The 16847-nt window shown below is 62.8% G+C and carries 13 protein-coding genes; 11 read left to right on the top strand and 2 right to left on the bottom strand.

Annotated features, from left to right (window positions below; all coding sequences use genetic code 11):
- Positions 1-281: 281 nt before the first annotated feature.
- From CHB88_RS06375 to CHB88_RS06350, 7 genes are all read left to right on the top strand, one after another.
- Positions 282-1427: an NHL domain-containing protein gene (locus tag CHB88_RS06375; protein ID WP_089398430.1), complete on the top strand. Its 1146-nt coding sequence runs from the start codon at positions 282-284 to the stop codon at positions 1425-1427.
- Positions 1428-1536: 109 nt separating this feature from the next.
- Positions 1537-1731, top strand: coding sequence for a hypothetical protein (locus CHB88_RS24220; RefSeq protein ID WP_143131142.1), 195 nt, complete (start codon positions 1537-1539; stop codon positions 1729-1731).
- Positions 1732-2064: 333 nt separating this feature from the next.
- On the top strand, positions 2065-3528 hold the full coding sequence (locus tag CHB88_RS06370) for a transferrin-binding protein-like solute binding protein (protein ID WP_089398429.1): 1464 nt from the start codon (positions 2065-2067) through the stop codon (positions 3526-3528).
- Positions 3529-3940: 412 nt separating this feature from the next.
- The gene (locus CHB88_RS06365; protein ID WP_245844771.1) at positions 3941-4606 is read left to right on the top strand and encodes an AsmA family protein; all 666 of its coding nucleotides are present in this window, start codon (positions 3941-3943) and stop codon (positions 4604-4606) included.
- Positions 4607-4734: 128 nt separating this feature from the next.
- Positions 4735-5463 (top strand): cysteate racemase, encoded by a 729-nt coding sequence (gene cuyB, locus CHB88_RS06360; protein WP_089398428.1) that lies wholly within the window; start codon positions 4735-4737, stop codon positions 5461-5463.
- A gap of 52 nt (positions 5464-5515) precedes the next feature.
- A complete protein-coding gene (gene cuyA, locus CHB88_RS06355) occupies positions 5516-6514 on the top strand; it encodes a D-cysteate sulfo-lyase (protein WP_089398427.1) in 999 nt (332 codons plus the stop codon).
- 20 nt (positions 6515-6534) lie between these two features.
- On the top strand, positions 6535-7179 hold the full coding sequence (locus CHB88_RS06350) for a DsbA family oxidoreductase (RefSeq protein ID WP_089398426.1): 645 nt from the start codon (positions 6535-6537) through the stop codon (positions 7177-7179).
- On the opposite strand, the gene CHB88_RS06345 is transcribed toward CHB88_RS06350, so the two are convergent.
- Entirely contained in the window at positions 7176-8060 is an 885-nt protein-coding gene (locus CHB88_RS06345) for a sulfurtransferase (protein ID WP_089398425.1), read from the bottom strand. The two genes, CHB88_RS06350 and CHB88_RS06345, sit on opposite strands and share 4 nt — an antisense overlap.
- 511 nt (positions 8061-8571) lie before the next feature.
- Here CHB88_RS06345 and dnaE point away from each other — a divergent pair.
- From dnaE to CHB88_RS06325, 4 genes are all read left to right on the top strand, one after another.
- The gene (gene dnaE, locus CHB88_RS06340; RefSeq protein ID WP_089398424.1) at positions 8572-12018 is read left to right on the top strand and encodes a DNA polymerase III subunit alpha; all 3447 of its coding nucleotides are present in this window, start codon (positions 8572-8574) and stop codon (positions 12016-12018) included.
- A gap of 264 nt (positions 12019-12282) precedes the next feature.
- A complete protein-coding gene (locus tag CHB88_RS06335) occupies positions 12283-13476 on the top strand; it encodes a glycosyltransferase family 9 protein (protein WP_089398423.1) in 1194 nt (397 codons plus the stop codon).
- A gap of 8 nt (positions 13477-13484) precedes the next feature.
- Positions 13485-14768, top strand: a complete 1284-nt coding sequence (locus CHB88_RS06330; RefSeq protein WP_143131141.1) for an O-antigen ligase family protein — start codon at positions 13485-13487, stop codon at positions 14766-14768.
- Between the two features lie 53 nt (positions 14769-14821).
- Complete coding sequence (locus CHB88_RS06325; protein WP_089398421.1) at positions 14822-15547, top strand: DUF5672 family protein; 726 nt, start codon at positions 14822-14824, stop codon at positions 15545-15547.
- A gap of 162 nt (positions 15548-15709) precedes the next feature.
- Here CHB88_RS06325 and CHB88_RS06320 read toward each other — a convergent pair whose 3' ends face one another.
- Positions 15710-16846, bottom strand: coding sequence for a glycosyltransferase family 9 protein (locus tag CHB88_RS06320; RefSeq protein ID WP_089398420.1), 1137 nt, complete (start codon positions 16844-16846; stop codon positions 15710-15712).
- Position 16847: the final 1 nt, after the last annotated feature.

Genomic DNA, 16847 nt, shown 5'->3' with positions numbered 1-16847 from the left:
TGGAACGATGGGGCGATTCCAGAGAGCCGATAGCGAATCCGTGCCGCCCGGATGAAGAAAGCTTGCGCTTAATCTATCGGATCATTAATGCAGAGCATGATTAAAAAAATGGCAATGCGATAGGGTGGGGTTTTGCATCCACGCTTGATGTGGTTCCGTGTCGCCACATTGCTTCCCTTATGCAAGCGCAAGCGGCAACAAAAAGTTCAACGTTACCTTGAAGCCAAGCCCGGCTTCGCATGCAGGATGAAGCCGGTCCGTAACGTTTTCTTGGAGTTGTCATGCAAAAGCTAATTGCCGCAAGCGCGCTCGCCCTGATTCTCGCCGGCTGCGGCGGTGGAGGCGCCGACACCGGCGCCGCATCATCGCTTTCCTCCGCATCCGGTAATCCGGTGAGCGCCCCCGCATCGAATTCGAAGCCGTCCGCCGCGAACGATGACGCCAGCACCGCCTCGAGCCGTGCGCTGGCAGCGCGCTTCAACAATCCGGATGGCATCGCCGTCGATGCGCAAGGCAATCTGTTCGTCGCCGACAGGCGCAACTTCACCATCCGTCAGATCACGCCCGACGGCAGGGTGCTGACTCTGGCCGGACGCGCCGGCGTGGCGGGCAGCAATGATGGCGCCGGCAGCGCCGCCACCTTCACCAACCCGCGCGGCATCGCCATCGACAGCGGCGGCAATCTGTACGTCACGGACATGCATGCGGTGCGCAAGGTCAGCCCGCAGGGCGTGGTCACCACGCTCGCCGGCGCGGTGGCGGCGAGCGGCGACGCGGATGGCGCAGGCTCAGCAGCCCGGTTCAACTTTCCCCACGGCCTGGCAGTGGATGGAGGCGGGAACGTTCTCGTCGCCGATGCCGAGAATTACCTGATCCGCAGGATCGCGCCGGATGGCGCGGTCAGCACCGTCGCCGGCAGCCGCGGCCTGCGCGGCAGGAGCGATGGCCCGGCCGGCAGCGCCAGCCTGATCGGTCCGCATGGCATCGACGTGGCGAGCAATGGCGACATTTACTTCACCGACTGGCTCGGCCCGCCGGCGCAGAACATTCCCGAGGGCAGCGCACTGCTGCGAAAAGTCTCGTCGCAGACCGGTACCGTGTCGACGGTGCTGGGGAACTACCGCAGCGACACCGGTCCTGCGCTGTTCAGCAATGCCTTCGCGCTGACCGTCGATGCCGCCGACAACATCTATCTCGTCAATGACGAACTGACCATCCATCGCATCACGCCATCGGGTCAGCATCAGCAGGTAGGCGGTCCGTTCGCCGTGGCGCAGCCGATCGGCGGCATCACCATCGACCGATCGGGCAAGCTGTTCATCACCGGCTCCGGCACGCACACGGTGGCCAGCGTGGATGCATCCGGTTCAGCCACCCTGGTGGCCGGCAAGGTGAACGAAAGCGGCAGCGTGGACGTTGCCCAATGACGGCGCGACGCCCGCCATGCCGCCAGGCGTCGCGGGCGTCGTCATGCCGGGGGTGAACCCGGGAGGCTGATGCCGGTCGAACCGGATCAGCCATCTCGCGAGGCACGACATGGATACCCCGGGACGCCCCGATACCGGCAAGCCGGCGCCGATACAGCCGCGCACCGACCAGCCTGGTCAAGATCCGCTCATCAATCCCGCCTACCATCCGATTCCGCAGGACCAGCCGTCGACGGCGGAACCTTCCTCCGAGCCCGCACCCGGGAAGCAGTCGATTCCATCCCGATCCGGTCAACGGCTTTGAGCTGACGCAACATGCGGCTCTTTCGCTACCGCACAAGGTGGTTTGCGTGAAATCAGATTGCGCGCAATGTTTGTGAAAAATCATGGGCAGCCGAACTGAACCTGGCGTCTCGAGCCTGCAGCGCAGGCATCAAGCAACGCCAGCCGGCGCGAAAAGATTTCCTCAGCTGTGCTGACGCAAACATCGATTCAACTTTTTTCCAGGTGGATTCGAATTTTGTCTGCTGTCAAATTTGCCAGCAGGACTCTTCGATAACTTCTGTCCTGTGCCCGCTTCGCAAGCAACAAGCAGCATGAAGCGGACAACGTTGACAAACCCCATTTGGAGAATTCTATGAGTCGTCGTGCCCCAACACGTAAGCTTCTGTCGCTTCTGGTCACTCTCGCCGTCGTCGGCTGCGGTGGCGGCGGCGGATCCGATTCCACTTCGGCAGCTACCGACAGCACCAAGAACAATACCGGCACCAATACCGGCGGCACCAACACGGGCGGCACAAACACCGGCGGCACCAATACCGGCGGTACCAACACGGGTGGCACGAACACCGGCGGCACGAACACCGGCGGCACGAACACCGGCGGTACTGCGACTGCCGGCCCGGCTGCGGTTGCTGCCGGCACCTCGCTGGTGATGAGCTGCGCCGATGGCACCGAATATCAGTGCAGCGGCAGCAGCGTCATCCGCGTCGACAACGGCATCGGCCTCTCCAGCTCCGGCGTGCAGGCCTATGGCAAGTCGACCACCGACACTGCCGCCACCATTGCCGACCCGGCCAACCCGACCGGCTTCGATGTCGCCACCGGCGGCGTCTCCGAAGTGCGCGTGGCCAAATCCACCGCCGGCGTGATGTCCAATCCGCGCCTCATCCTGAGCAAGCTCGGTGGCACCTATGACGGCCGCACCGAAGCCCCGACCACCGTTGAAACCTTCAACGACGGGACCGGCCGCGTCACCCTGGGCAGCGATGGCCGCATCGCGATCAGCGCGCTGCCGGCCGCGTCGGACACCTCCTTCTACAATTACAACTCCGCTACCAAGACAGGCACACAAACCAACTACGCCAACAATATCTATTTCGCGACTGCCACAGGCCAGCCCTCCCGCGTCCAGTACTCGCCCGGCGAATGGCGCGTCAACCCCACCACGAGCAGCATCCCGGACAGCCTGGTGGCATCCCGCATGCACGAGGATGGCGACATCCATGCGCCGACTCCGCCGAGTGCCGGCACCAAGGGCTTCCGCAGCCTGAGCAACTACGCCTTCAATTACGGCAACCTCGCTCAGTGGATCACCCAGGATACGGTACAGATCGCCGAGTGGGGCGCCACCGGCGCCGAGCATAACCAGATCCGCCGCGGCGTGAATGCCTTCGGCAGCACCACTCCTGTCGCCGCCATCCCGACGACCGGCACGGCGTCCTACAGCGGCAGGGCGTATGGCTGGTACACTGATGCCAAGGACAAGGAGCCGACCAGCTTTTACGGCGACGTGACGGTCACCGTGAACTTTGCAACCCGTGAGGTAACTGTCGCGTTCCTGGCACCGAAGACCTTTAACGATGCTGGAACCGCACTGCCGGCGGTGGCCTTCACCAACAAGGTGCTAATGGGCGCAGCGGGTTCGAACGTCACTAACTACCTGAACGGTACTGCCACAATCGGCAGCGGCGCTTCCGCGCTGAACGGTGGCCTGAGCGGTCGCTTCTTCGGCCCGGCTGCCGACGAAGTCGGCGGCGCTTTCTCGATGAACAATGCCAATGCCGCAGTCGTAGGCGGCTTCATCAGCCGCAAGCAGTAAGGCTTCCTCTGCAAGCGCGCCGGCGTGGCTTCCATGCCGGTCCGCTTACCCCGGTTGGGGTGCGTCACGGGGGTCGGGTGAATAGCCTGGCCCCTTTTTATTTTTTATAAGCCTTCCTGCTTGCGGTGCCTCGGTGTCAAGGGTTCGGGACGGGGACCAGCCGGCTTCCCCATCTTGCATTTCCGCCTCCCTATTTTTTACGGTGATGGCCGGCCTCCTGCAGCAAGCAGCTGCCGCTTTGTTAAGCAATGTTGTGGATGAGCAACGCGATTCTCGCCACCCGGGCGCTCTTCCATCTGCCGCGTTGCCTTTGCGCTTGGTTCTCCACTAGCATCTCTGCGGCGGCAACGATCGCCGGCGACCGCATCATGCGCATGCGGCGCCCCAACCCGAGAGAGAACAAATGAAAGTGATGACTTCCGCGCTGGCCCTGTCGCTGGCATTGCTCGCCGCCGGCAGCGCTCAGGCCGTCGGCCTCAGCGCCGAGCTCGGCACCACCGGCCTCGGCGCGCACCTGAGCGTGCCGCTGCAGGAGAACCTGAACGCCCGTTTCGGCGTGAACGCGCTGAACTACTCGTTCGACGGCAGCACCTCCAACGTCAACTACGACTTCAAGCTCAAGCTGCAAACCTTCGACGCGCTGCTCGATTTCCATCCGATGGCGGGCGCCTTCCGCATCAGCGCCGGCCTGGTCTACAACAACAACAAGATCGATGCGGTCGGCCGACCCAACGCCAGCGGCAGCTTCACCCTGAATGGCACCACCTATACCGCCGCCCAGGTCGGCACCTTGAACGGCAACGTCGACTTCCGCAAGATGTCGCCCTACCTCGGCATCGGCTGGGGCAATGCCGCCGCCAAGGACAAGGGCTGGGGCTTCACTTCCGATCTCGGCGTGCTGTTCCAGGGCTCACCCACCGCCCATCTGAGTTCCAACTGCAATGCCGCCACCTTCGGCCAGGCATCCTGCGATGCGCTTGCCAGCAGCGTGCGCGCGGAAGAAGCGTCGCTGAACGACAAGCTGCGCAATTTCCGCTTCTACCCGGTGGTGCGCGTCGGCGTTTCCTATCGCTTCTGACCGGTGCTTCCCGTGTCGATGAAAGCCAGGCCGCATGCCTGGCTTTTTTGTTTCCGGAATCAGCAGCCGGCGCAAGTCGTCATCCGGCGAACTAGGCTAAGATGCCTTTTTGCCTACAGGAGCGTGGGATGCCCAGCATACTCGGCGTGCTCGGCGGCATGGGCCCGCTGGCCACGGTGGATTTCATGCGCAAGGTGATCGAGGAAACCGGCGCGCGAACGGACCAGGACAATGTGCCGATGATCGTGGACAGCGTGCCTCAGATTCCCTGCCGCGTGGCCGCCGTCATGGAGAACGGCGTGTCGCCGCTGCCGCAGCTGCTCGAGGGCTTGCGGCGCCTGCAGCGCGCCGGCGCCGGCGGCGCGGTGATCGCCTGCAATACCGCGCATCACTGGTTCGACGACATGGCCGACGCCGGCATCCTGCCGCTGCTGCACATCGTCGATGCGGCCGGCGAGGAACTGGCACGGCGGCATCTGCTGAATGCGCCGGTCGGCCTGCTCGGCACCGAAGCGACGCTGGCAGCCGAGGTCTACCAGCAGCGTCTGGCGCTGCAGGACATCGATTTCATCCTCAACACGCCGCAGGAGCGCGCCGAACTGGTGCTGCCGGCGATCCGCCTGGTGAAGGAAAACCGCGCGGCCGAGGCCGGTCCCTTGCTGGAGCAGGCATTGCGGCTGCTGCGCGAACGCGGCGCCGGCAGCAGCATCCTGGCCTGCACCGAATTGCCGGTGGCGCTGGATGCGATCGCCTCGCCGCTGCTGGCCGACAGCGTCGATCCGACCCGGGCGCTGGCGCGCGCCGCGGTGAACTGGACACGGCAAGGCTTCCCGCCCATCTCCGCGGTGCCGGCCTGACGGGTCGGCCTGCCCATTTTTCACTTTCCAACACGCTTCCAAGGAGACTGTCATGCATCTTTCCCGCTTCCCCCGCGTCAGGCTGGTCCACGGGCCGACGCCGCTCGAACCGATGCCGCGCCTCTCTGCGCATCTCGGCGGTCCCACGCTTTACATCAAGCGGGACGATTGCACCGGCCTCGCCAGCGGCGGCAACAAGACGCGCAAGCTGGAATTCCTCATCGCGGACGCGCTGCAGCAGGGCGCCGACGTCGTCATCACCCAGGGCGCGACCCAGTCCAACCACGCGCGCCAGACCGCGGCGGCGGCGGCCAAGCATGGATTGGACTGCAAGCTGCTGCTGGAGAAAAGGGTGTCGGACTTCGGCGAGGATTACGAGCAGTCGGGCAACGTCATGCTGGACAATCTGCTCGGCGCCGAGATCGTATCCCGCCTGCCGGCCGGCACCGACATGCAGAAGGCGATGGAAGACTTCGCCCAGGAACTGCGCGCCGCCGGCCGCAAGCCCTATGTAATCCCGGGCGGCGGCTCGAATGCCATCGGCGCGCTCGGCTACGTGGTCTGCGCCCAGGAAATGCTCGGCCAGTCCTTCGACATGGGCCTGCGCATCGACCATGTTGTGCATGCGACCGGCAGCACCGGCACCCAGGCCGGCCTCGTCACCGGTCTGCAGGCGAGCAACAGCCGCATCCCGGTAATGGGCATCAGCGTGCGCGCGCCGAAGCAGGCGCAGGAGGAGAACGTCTACCGCCTGGTGCAGGCGACCGCGAAGCATCTCGGCATGACGCATGAGATCCCGCGCGAGACGGTGGCCGCCAACAGCGACTATGTCGGCGCCGGCTACGGCCTGCCGACGCCGGAGATGGTGGAGGCGATCCGGCTCACCGCCCGACTGGAGGGCATCCTGCTCGATCCGGTGTACTCCGGCAAGGGCATGGCCGGCCTGATCGGCCTGATCCAGCAAGGCCATTTCGGCAAGAATGACAACGTGGTGTTCGTGCATACCGGCGGCTCGGTCGGCCTGTTCGGCTATCGCAATACCTTTGCCTGAACTTCTTTCCGGGACCGATCATGCCGACGCCTTCTTCATCCGCAGCCATCCGCATCGACGTCTGGAGCGACTATGTCTGTCCCTTCTGCTACCTGGAATTGCCGGCGCTGAACCGGCTGCAGCGGGAGGAGGGCAGCGCGCTGGAAATCGTCTGGCATGCCTTTGAACTGCGGCCGGAGCCGAAGCCCACGCTCGACCCCCATGGCGAGTACCTGCGCACGACGTGGGCGCGTTCGGTTTACCCGATGGCGGAGGAGCGCGGCCTGGCGCTGAAGCTGCCGCCGGTGCAGCCGCGCAGCCGGCTCGCCTTCCAGGCGGTGGCCCATGCGCGCGAACAAGGCCGATTCGACGCCATGCATGAAGCGCTGTTCCGCGGCTTCTTCGAGCAGGGCCGGGACATCGGCCGGCTGGAAGTCTTGCTGGAGCTGGGTAAGGAGGCCGGCGTGGAGGAGGCCGGCCTGCGCGATGCGCTGGAGAAGGGCACGCACCTGCAGCAGGTGCTGGACGATGAACGCATGGCGCACGACTTCGGCATCACCGGCGTGCCCATCATGCTGATGCGGCCCGCCGGCGCGCCATGGGAGCAATCGGTGGCGCTGCGCGGCGCGGTGCCGGAAGCGCAGCTGCGCGCCGCCCTGGCCCATGTGCGGACGCAGGGGCGTTAAGCCGCTTCCTGCGAACGCGGGATGCCGGTGTCCTCGCGCATCGCCTTCTTGCAATGCGGGCAGGAGAAGGCGGGAATGTAATACGGCGAGAGCTGCTCGCGCGGCGTCACCACGGCGCGGCAGGCGAAGCACTGCACGGTAGCGGTCGGCTCCAGCTTCGGATTGAGGGCGGTGCGGTAGTCGAAGACGAAGCAGTCGCCGTGGTAGTGGGCGCCGCCCACTTCCTCGAAGTACTTCAGGATGCCGCCTTCGAGCTGATACACGCTGTCGTAGCCGACGTTCTGCATGTAGATCGCCGCCTTCTCGCAGCGGATGCCGCCGGTGCAGAAGGTCACCACCGTCTTGCCGGCGAATTCCTCCCGGTGCTTCTCGATCACGTCCGGAAACTCGCTGAACTTCTCGATGCGGTAATCGACGGTCTGGTCGAAGGTGCCGACGTCGACCTCGAAATCGTTGCGGGTATCCACCATCACCACCGGCTTGCCCTGGTCGTCGTGGCCCTGGTCCAGCCAGCGCTTCAGGGTCTTCGCGTCGACCGCCGGCGCGCGGCCCTTTTCCGGCTGGATCAGCGGGTGCTTCATGGTGATGATCTCGCGCTTGAGCTTGACCAGCATGCGGGTGAACGGCTGGCGGTCGGAGAAGCTTTCCTTCGGCTCCAGGTCGGCGAAGCGGGCGTCGCTGCGCAGCCAGGCGAGGAAGGCGTCGATCTCGTGGCGCAGACCGGCGAGAAACAGGTTGATGCCTTCCGGGCTGAGCAGAATGGTGCCCTTCAGATTGAGTTCCTGGCATCGCGCCAGGAATTCCGGGCGCTTTTCAACGGTGTCGTCGAAGGTGATGAATTTGTAGGCGGAGATGTTGACGTACTGGTTGGCGGACTGCATGACGTTGTCGATATCAAAAATGCATGAGCGCTGATGCGGAGCCCGGGTTCGCCATGGGGCGGTCCGGGCGCCGGACTTGAGCGCGTGCAAGGGAATGAGGATAGGAGCCTGTTCAGTATCTTTGTGGCATGTGCGTTCAAGCAGGAAGGTATGCAGTGCAAGGCGCGGCGCGCCGCTCAGGGTGGACCCCTGCGCAAGCGCCGCAACGCCGCAATGCGCCCTTCCTGCTTGAACCCTTCGGGCAGCCACGGGAACCGGCCGCCTGCGTCGTTGCGGCTCCTTGCCGTAGCCCCGCTACGTCGCGTCGCCGCGCCTAGCATTCGACCGGTTCGCGTAGCTGCGAACATGTCACAAAGATACTGAACAGGCTCCAAGTCTTTGATTGGCCGCCATTATAAACGGCGGGGTAAAAACCCACATTTTTTCGAGGGGTATTTTGCCGTTTTGAAAACAGTGAATTTTGCTTGCGCTGTTGCACGGCAGAACGGGTCCGGCGCGGTAAAATGGCGAGATGACCGCGCCGCAATTCATCCACCTCCGCCTGCACTCCGAATACTCCATCGTCGATGGCCTGGTCCGCATCGACGATGCGGTGAAGGCTGCCGCCGACGACCGCCAGCCGGCCCTGGCGGTGACCGACCTCGCCAACCTGTTCGGCATGGTGAAGTTCTACAAGGCGGCGCGCGGCAAGGGCATCAAGCCGATCTGCGGCTGCGATGCCTGGATCACCAATGACGACGACCGCGACAAGCCCTCGCGCCTGCTGCTGCTGGTGAAGAACCGCACCGGCTATCTGCAGCTGTGCGAACTCCTGACCCGCGCCTGGCTCACCAACCTGCATCGCGGCCGCGCCGAGATTCGCGCCGAATGGCTGGAGAATGGCGCCGCCAGCGGCCTGATCGCGCTGTCCGGCGCCCACCACGGCGACGTCGGCATGTGCATCGACAACGGCAACCCGGCAGCGGCGGAGAAGCATGCGCAGCGCTGGGCGCGGCTGTTCCCGAACAGCTACTACATCGAGATCCAGCGCGCCGGCCAGCCCAACATGGACAACCATGTGCGCCAGGCGCTGGCACTGGCCGCCAGGCTCGAGCTGCCGGTGGTGGCCACCCATCCGGTGCAGTTCCTGAAGCCGGAGGAGTTCACCGCCCACGAGGCCCGCACCTGCATCGCCGAGGGCGAGATCCTGGCCAATCCGCGCCGCGTGAAGCGCTTCAACGATGAGCAGTACTTCAAGAGCCAGGAAGAGATGGCGGCGCTGTTCGCCGACATTCCCGGCGCCATGCAGAACACCATCGAGATCGCCAAGCGCTGCAACCTGACGCTGGAACTCGGCAAGCCCAAGCTGCCGAATTTCCCGACGCCGGAAGGCGTGACCATCGACCAGTTCCTGGTGATGCAGTCGCAGCACGGACTGGAGGAGCGGCTGCACAAGCTGTATCCGGACGAGGCCAAACGCAACGCCGAGCGCCCCCGCTACGAGGCGCGCCTGAAGTTCGAGACGGACACCATCATCAAGATGGGCTTCCCCGGCTACTTCCTGATCGTGGCCGACTTCATCCAGTGGGCCAAGAACAACGACGTGCCGGTCGGCCCGGGACGGGGCTCCGGCGCCGGCTCGCTGGTGGCCTACGCGCTGAAGATCACCGACCTCGATCCGCTCGAGTACAACCTGCTGTTCGAGCGCTTCCTGAACCCGGAGCGGGTCTCCATGCCCGACTTCGACATCGACTTCTGCCAGGAAGGCCGCGACCGCGTCATCCAGTATGTGAAGGAGCGCTACGGCAAGGAGGCGGTGTCGCAGATCGCCACGTTCGGCACCATGGCGGCCAAGGGCGCGGTGCGCGACGTCGGCCGCGTGCTCGACTTCAGCTATACCTTCTGCGACGGCCTGTCCAAGCTGATCCCGTTCAAGCCGGGCAAGCTGGTGACGATCGCCGACGCGCTCAAGGAAGAGCCGCTGCTGGCCGAGCGCATGGAAAAGGAGGAGGAGGTCAAGCAGCTGCTCGACCTGGCGCAGCAGGTGGAAGGCATCACCCGCAGCGTCGGCATGCATGCCGGCGGGGTGCTGATCGCGCCGGGCAAGCTGACCGATTTCTGCCCGCTCTACACCCAGGGCGGCGATGCCGGCGTGGTGTCGCAGTACGACAAGGACGACGTGGAGGCGGTCGGCCTGGTGAAGTTCGACTTCCTAGGCCTGACCACCCTCACCATCCTCGACCGCGCGGTGCGCTACATCAAGCGCCTCGACCCAGCGCTGCAGGACTTCGAGCTGGACAAGCTGCCGCTCGACGACCGCGCTTCCTACGAGCTGCTGACCAAGGCCAGGACAGTCGCCGTGTTCCAGCTTGAAAGCCGCGGCATGCAGGGCATGCTGAAGGACGCCCGTCCGGACCGCTTCGAGGACATCATCGCGCTGGTGGCGCTGTACCGCCCGGGCCCGATGGACCTGATCCCCGACTTCTGCCGCCGCAAGCACGGCGAGAAGTTCGACTATCCCGATCCCCGCACCGAGGGCATCCTGTCCGAGACCTACGGCATCATGGTCTACCAGGAGCAGGTGATGCAGATGGCGCAGGTGATCGGCGGCTACTCGCTCGGCGGCGCCGACCTGCTGCGGCGCGCGATGGGCAAGAAGAAGCCGGAGGAGATGGCGGAGCACCGCCTGATCTTCCGCGAGGGCGCCGCCAGGAACGGCCTGTCGCAGGAAAAGGCGGACGAGATCTTCGACCTGATGGAGAAGTTCGCCGGCTACGGCTTCAACAAGTCGCACGCCGCCGCCTACGCGCTGCTGTCCTATTACACCGCCTACCTCAAGGCGCACCATCCCGCCGCCTTCATGGCCGCCAACTTGTCGCTGGCCATGGATGACACCGACAAGATCAAGATCCTGGTGGAAGATGCGATCGATGTCTGCGGCCTGGAGCTGCTGCCGCCCCACATCAACCAGTCCGACTACCGCTTCAAGCCGGTGGGCGAGCCGGGCAAGCGCGCGACCCAGGTCCGCTACGGCCTGGGCGCGGTGAAAGGCACCGGTCAGGGCGCGGTGGAAGCGATCATCGCCGCCCGCCGCGAAGCGCCGTTCACCAGCCTGTTCGACTTCGTCAAGCGCGTCGACAAGCGCCAGATCAACCGCCGCACCATCGAGGCGCTGATCCGCGCCGGCGCCTTCGACTGCTTCGGCGTCGACCGCGCCACGCTGATCGCCTCGGTCGGCCTGGCGATGGAAAGCGCCGAGCAGGCCGAAGCCTCCGCCAACCAGGTCAGCCTGTTCGGCGGCGACGACGAACTCATGAGCGGCCCGCCGGAGTATGTGAAGACCGCGCCCTGGAGCGACAAGCAGAAGCTGACCGAGGAAAAGGCGGCGCTCGGCTTCTATCTCTCCGGCCATCTGTTCCATGCCTACGCGCCGGAAGCGCGCCGCTTCGCCCGCACGCCGCTGGCCAAGCTGGAGCCGTCGCGCGAGCAGCGCACGATCGCCGGCGTGATCACGGCGGTGCGCACCCAGATGACCCAGCGCGGCAAGATGGTGATCGTCACGCTGGACGATTCCAGCGCCACGGTGGACGTGACGGTGTTCAACGAGCTCTACGAGCCGAACCGGGCGCTCTTCAAGGAAGACGAATTCCTGGCGGTGCAGGGCAAGGTATCGGAGGATCGCTTCTCCGGCGGCCTGCGCATCTCCGCCGAGAAGGTGATGGACATCGCCAGTGCCCGGGCCGCCTATGCCAAGGCCTTGCGCCTGTCGATGAACGGCCAGGCCGATGCCCGCAAGCTGCGGGAACTGATCGAGCCGCACCTGGCGCCCTCGGCCTGCCCGGTGGTGCTGCAGTACACCAAGAACGGCGCGCTGGGCGAACTGCGCCTGTCCGACGACTGGCGGGTGCGCGCCGACGACAGCCTGCTCGCCAAGCTGTCACAGTGGCTGGATCAAAAGAACGTCGGGTTCGATTACTGACGGAGGATTCGGACGGGAGGCGATTCACTTTCCTTGCCTGGGCGCGGCTCACTGCGCCAAACTGCCCCATCGGCATGCTTTTTCGGGCGCGATCCGGCCAACGGCCATCCTGGCGTAGCGCTGCCTTAGTCTTTGCCGCGCATTCCGATACCGGGACTGACATCGCAACTCGGTTTCGGTATATGCACGTTTCGCGGCAATTGGCGGTCTTTTGAACATGTTCCGAAGCCGTTACAATGATCGATACTTCTGAATAACGCTTTCATGTTCACTCAATTGATTCCCCCCGCTTTGCTGGAGAAATCCGACAAAGTCCTGTTCATTGCGCATCTTGCCTTGGGCGATTTCACTTATCTGCAAAATTGCTTCCAGGCTTTCGCGCACGCATTCCCGCATATCAAAATTCATCTGTGGGTGGATGAACGCCGCCGCACCCGCCGCGCATCCGAATGGGCGCATTTGAAAAAGTACTCGCTGTACGACTGGCTGGCTGAATGTCCATACATCGAGAAAGTTTACAACCAGACATACAGTCCGGCTTTATTCAAACAATCGATCGAAGAAGCCCAGTCGCATGACTATCCGATCGTCGTCTCGTTAGCCGTCCTCGAAAGACATAAATACGCGATCCTTGCACGCAGGATAAGCCGGCGCGGTTTTGTCGTGGGCCAAAAAAAGCGTGTGAGACCCTACGACTTTCCAAAGCATCTCATCTACCGCAAGTTGGATGCGTTCATTCCGGCTTATGTGACGGCTGACGGTGGTAATCAGCATATCAGCGATATTTACGCCGACTGGTTCCTGAAACTCTTCGGTATCGCCATTTCGCCGGCATCGCGTTTTCCTTTCGTGCAGATTCCGGAAAAATGGTTGGACTACGCCCGGCAGCAATTCGCCGCGTGGGGTTTTTCTTTGAATGATGGCAACGGCGGTGAGTCAGGCAAGGCCGTATTTCTCAATGCTTTCTCCAAATCCGACGAGCGCAGCTGGCCGCTTGAGCGAGTGATCGAGCTGATTCAGGCGCTGCGCAATCGGGACGGTTGGCGAAAGACCGGCTTCATTGTGAATGTCGTACCGGAGGAGTTGAAACGGGCCGAGAAGCTGTTTGCACGGCATGCGCTTGCTCATGTCCATCTGTTCAGTGCGGAAGAGAACTTTTTCCAACTGCCCGCCATATTGAGCCTTTGCGGTCTGGTTGTATCCGTCGAGACCGCCGTCATGCATCTCGCCAATGCGGTACATGTCCCCGTGATTGCGCTCATGCGTCAGAAGAACCCGGAATGGGCGCCGATCGATCAGGCAAACAGCGTGGTCATCACCGTGAAAAACCGCGATGACTGGGTAGACAAGATCACGGTCGGGGAGGTGGTGGCCGTGCTGGAGAACGCGCATTTTTCCAAAGCGGAACCTGCCATATCGGCAGCTGGCGAAGGAAAACTTACGCTCAGATCCTTGTGAGCCGTAGCGTGCAATCAAAGAATCGAATCTTCCCGTTCGACTGGATTGTCTTTTCAATCCTCTTTTCAACGTCGAGCCTGATACTTATCGGCCGAAAGGTCGGCAATCTCGGCTTCTACTCCCTGCTTTTTGTTGCAGTGGTCTGCATCCTCTTTCGAGCCAATCATCATCTCCCCGAATTTGTAGGCTTTGTACGCAAATTCTGGAAATTCCACTTGGCCATGGCGGGGATGTTCCTGGCGATCCTGGCGAATCAGTTGATCTCCCAGGATTTCGCCGTGCGATCCTTTGATTATCCATCGCGGATGGCCTTGTTCTTCTTGGTGGCGTGGGTCTGCCTGCTGTGCGGCGAGAAGATGTTCCGATGGCTTCAATGGAGCTATGTCCTTGGCGCCATCCTGTCTACTGTCAAGATGTACATCATTACGGATGGGGGGACTACCCGGGCGCAGTACGTGGACTTTATGCCCATTATCGAATTTGCCGATATGGCGCTGCTGCTGGGGTGCTTCTCCATCTTATCGATCAAGTACCAAAGCGGAAGCGCGCTGGCGCAACGCATCGGGATCGCAGCCAAGATTTTGGCAGGCGTTGGCACGCTTTACGCGGCTTATCTTTCAGACACACGTGGCGCATGGCTGGCGATTCCATTCTTGTGCGCTATCGTGGCCATTGTCCTGTTTGACCACATTGAACTCAAGAAGAAGCTCATCATCACGCTGCTCGGCGTGGCAGTGCTGACAGGGTTGTTCCTCCTGAGCCCGAGGGTGCAGAACCGCATCCATTCCGCCGAGCAGGACATCAACGTGTACGCCAAGGACAGCGCGTCTGATACATCGGTCGGGACGCGTTTCGGTCTGTGGAAGACATCCATGATGCTGTTTGCCGAGCATCCGATGATAGGCATCGGCAGGGAAAACTTCAGGCCGACCTTGCAGCGCTTGGGGCAGGAAGGGAAGATCTCTCCCGTAATCGCGCGCCAGATCCACTCTCACAACGAAACCTTCTACAACATGGCGACGTTGGGCAGTTTCGGGCTCATCGGGCTGATGGCGCTCTACATCGTCCCCTTGCTGTTCTTCGCCAGGAAGCTGCGGCACGAGGACAGCGAGCTGCGGGCGACGGCGGGAATGGGCCTGACGCTTAGCGTTGGCTACATGATTTTCGGATTGACGGATGTCATGTTCATGTGGGGCGCATGTGACAACTTCTATGCCTTGTTCATGGCGATCATGTTCTCCCACCTCCATCAGCGCGAGAGATTGCTGGCGCTTTCGAAAGCTGCGGCCTGACACGATCGCCGCGCCAATCGCTGCGCCGAAATCACCCATTCAACGGCACGAACATGCTCTCCTGGATACGGCAAAAAATTCGCAAGAAAATCTTCAAGCTCGGCTTCCCCTGGTTCGGCAGGGTAAAGAAACTCGAATTGCCCAATGTGACGCTGATCGTTATCGACTGCGTGAATTATGAAAGGGCCAAACGCGCGTTCGACCATTGCCTGTTCTATTGTAATTTCGGCGCTGCCAAGCTTCTGACGCACTTCGACTCCAGCGACCCGTCGACGATGAAGATCGAGCAGCTTCGCTCCATCCAGGCCTATTCAAGATTTGTGTTGAAGGATCTGGACCGTTACTTCGATACGGAATATGTGCTCGTTGCCCAATGGGATGGCTTCGTCTGGAAGCCCGCATTGTGGGACCAGGCATTCCTCGACTACGACTATATCGGCGCGCCGTGGCCCGTCCATCTGACGAAAGGTGAAGCGCACCGTGACCACCGGGTCGGGAATGGCGGCTTTTCTCTTCGCAGCAAGCGCTTGCAGCATTTCCTCGCAAACGACGAGCGCATACAGGCGACCGATAACGAGGACGTCGTCATCTGCCAATACCAGCGGCCCTATCTTGAACAGAACGGCTTTCGCTTCGCGCCGGTGGAGGTGGCAGCCCGCTTCAGCTGCGAGGGAGAATTGAAGTATGCCTTCGGACACCACGGACATCGGGGCGCGAACATGCCGTTAAGCCGATGGTGGCTGAATATCTACCGCTTCTTTCACCGGAATGAAGCGTAGCCACGGCAAGCCGTGGGCCCTGCGCTGAAATTGCCTCGGCAATGCGCCGCATGAATTCCCAGCGCAGCGTCTGAATGCAGGACGTCCAGATGCAGGGAAAGAAGGGTCAGCGAGCCGATATGGCGGCCGGTTGAACAGAGGCGGGCCCGTAGCCGATTGTCTTCATGACAGGGCTTCCATGACTTGTTCAACGGTGATGGCCTTCACCCATTCGCTGCGGCGGCCAACGGTGATGACGGTGCTGTGCTCGCGGTCGATCGGCACCCACTCCGGATTCTTCTGGCGCATCAGCGCGATCACCGGCACATGCACCGCATTGGCGAGATGCATGACGGCGGTTTCCACCGAAATGATGAGATCGCATTCGGCCAGCATGGCGGGCAGCTGAAAGAAGTTTTCGCCGGCGGTGAACACCACTGTCCGCTCCAGCTTGCGGGTTTCCAGGAACTGGCGGGCGCTGGCCAGTTCCTGCGGCACCGCGTTGATGATGAAGCAGGCATCGCGCCATGCTTCGCGCGACCGCATGGCGTTGATCAGTTCCGCCACGCGCTCCAGCGGCCAGCAGCGCTTGTGGGTCTTGGCATAGGGGTTGATCAGCACCAGCTTGCCGCTGCGCGGCTGGAAGCCCCAGTCCGCCAGCCGGCGGCGGGCATCTTCTCGCCATTCCGGCGGCACGTGCACGAAAGGAAAGCGTCTGGCTTCGGGAATGTCGAGCCCGAACAATTCGCGGAACCAGCCGGCGTAGACGGCGCTGATGTGCTGCGGGTCGTCCGCCGCCACGACATACGGCGGAATGCCGGCATCCAGCTTGCGGTAGGCGAGACGGTGATGCAGCGTCAGCAGGCCCGCCGGTTTGGTCATGCCGGCGACGAAGCCGTCGGGGCTGATACGGCGCGCCAGCGTTGCGTACTGGTGCGGCCGCAGCGTGGCCAGTGAAATGACGATTGGGTAGTTTTCCTGCTGCGCCTCGCGGATCGATTCCTCGAACAGCGCCGGGCTGTAGGTCCGGGTATATACCCTGGAAAAGCAGGGGCAGGCCCTGACCCAGTCGTAGAGCGAGTATTTGCTCAACTGCTCCCATTGCGAGGCATCGGCGGTGCGGCGCACCTCATCCACCCAGAGGTGGACCTGGATGCCGGGATGCGCTTCGGCGAAAGCCTGGAAGCAGTTCTGCAGATAGGTGTAGTCGCCGATCGCCAGATGGGCGATGAAGAGGATCTTTTTCGCCCTGCCGAGCAGGTCTGCCGGTACCAGGCTATTGTTCGCGGGGAGGGAAGGGGCCGTTTCGGGAAGTGCCATG

Origin of the sequence: Noviherbaspirillum humi, assembly GCF_900188095.1 — a bacterium.
GTDB classification, from domain to species: domain Bacteria; phylum Pseudomonadota; class Gammaproteobacteria; order Burkholderiales; family Burkholderiaceae_D; genus Noviherbaspirillum; species Noviherbaspirillum humi.
The sequence above is the reverse complement of the archived record's forward strand: the minus strand, read 5'-3'. Positions and strand labels throughout refer to the sequence as shown.

Coding starts and splice junctions, on each gene's coding strand:
- CHB88_RS06375 (WP_089398430.1), top strand. CDS start 282: ATGCAAAAGCTAATTGCCGCAAGCGCGCTCGCCCTGATTCTCGCCGGC.
- CHB88_RS24220 (WP_143131142.1), top strand. CDS start 1,537: ATGGATACCCCGGGACGCCCCGATACCGGCAAGCCGGCGCCGATACAG.
- CHB88_RS06370 (WP_089398429.1), top strand. CDS start 2,065: ATGAGTCGTCGTGCCCCAACACGTAAGCTTCTGTCGCTTCTGGTCACT.
- CHB88_RS06365 (WP_245844771.1), top strand. CDS start 3,941: ATGACTTCCGCGCTGGCCCTGTCGCTGGCATTGCTCGCCGCCGGCAGC.
- cuyB (WP_089398428.1), top strand. CDS start 4,735: ATGCCCAGCATACTCGGCGTGCTCGGCGGCATGGGCCCGCTGGCCACG.
- cuyA (WP_089398427.1), top strand. CDS start 5,516: ATGCATCTTTCCCGCTTCCCCCGCGTCAGGCTGGTCCACGGGCCGACG.
- CHB88_RS06350 (WP_089398426.1), top strand. CDS start 6,535: ATGCCGACGCCTTCTTCATCCGCAGCCATCCGCATCGACGTCTGGAGC.
- CHB88_RS06345 (WP_089398425.1), bottom strand. CDS start 8,060: ATGCAGTCCGCCAACCAGTACGTCAACATCTCCGCCTACAAATTCATC.
- dnaE (WP_089398424.1), top strand. CDS start 8,572: ATGACCGCGCCGCAATTCATCCACCTCCGCCTGCACTCCGAATACTCC.
- CHB88_RS06335 (WP_089398423.1), top strand. CDS start 12,283: ATGTTCACTCAATTGATTCCCCCCGCTTTGCTGGAGAAATCCGACAAA.
- CHB88_RS06325 (WP_089398421.1), top strand. CDS start 14,822: ATGCTCTCCTGGATACGGCAAAAAATTCGCAAGAAAATCTTCAAGCTC.
- CHB88_RS06320 (WP_089398420.1), bottom strand. CDS start 16,846: ATGGCACTTCCCGAAACGGCCCCTTCCCTCCCCGCGAACAATAGCCTG.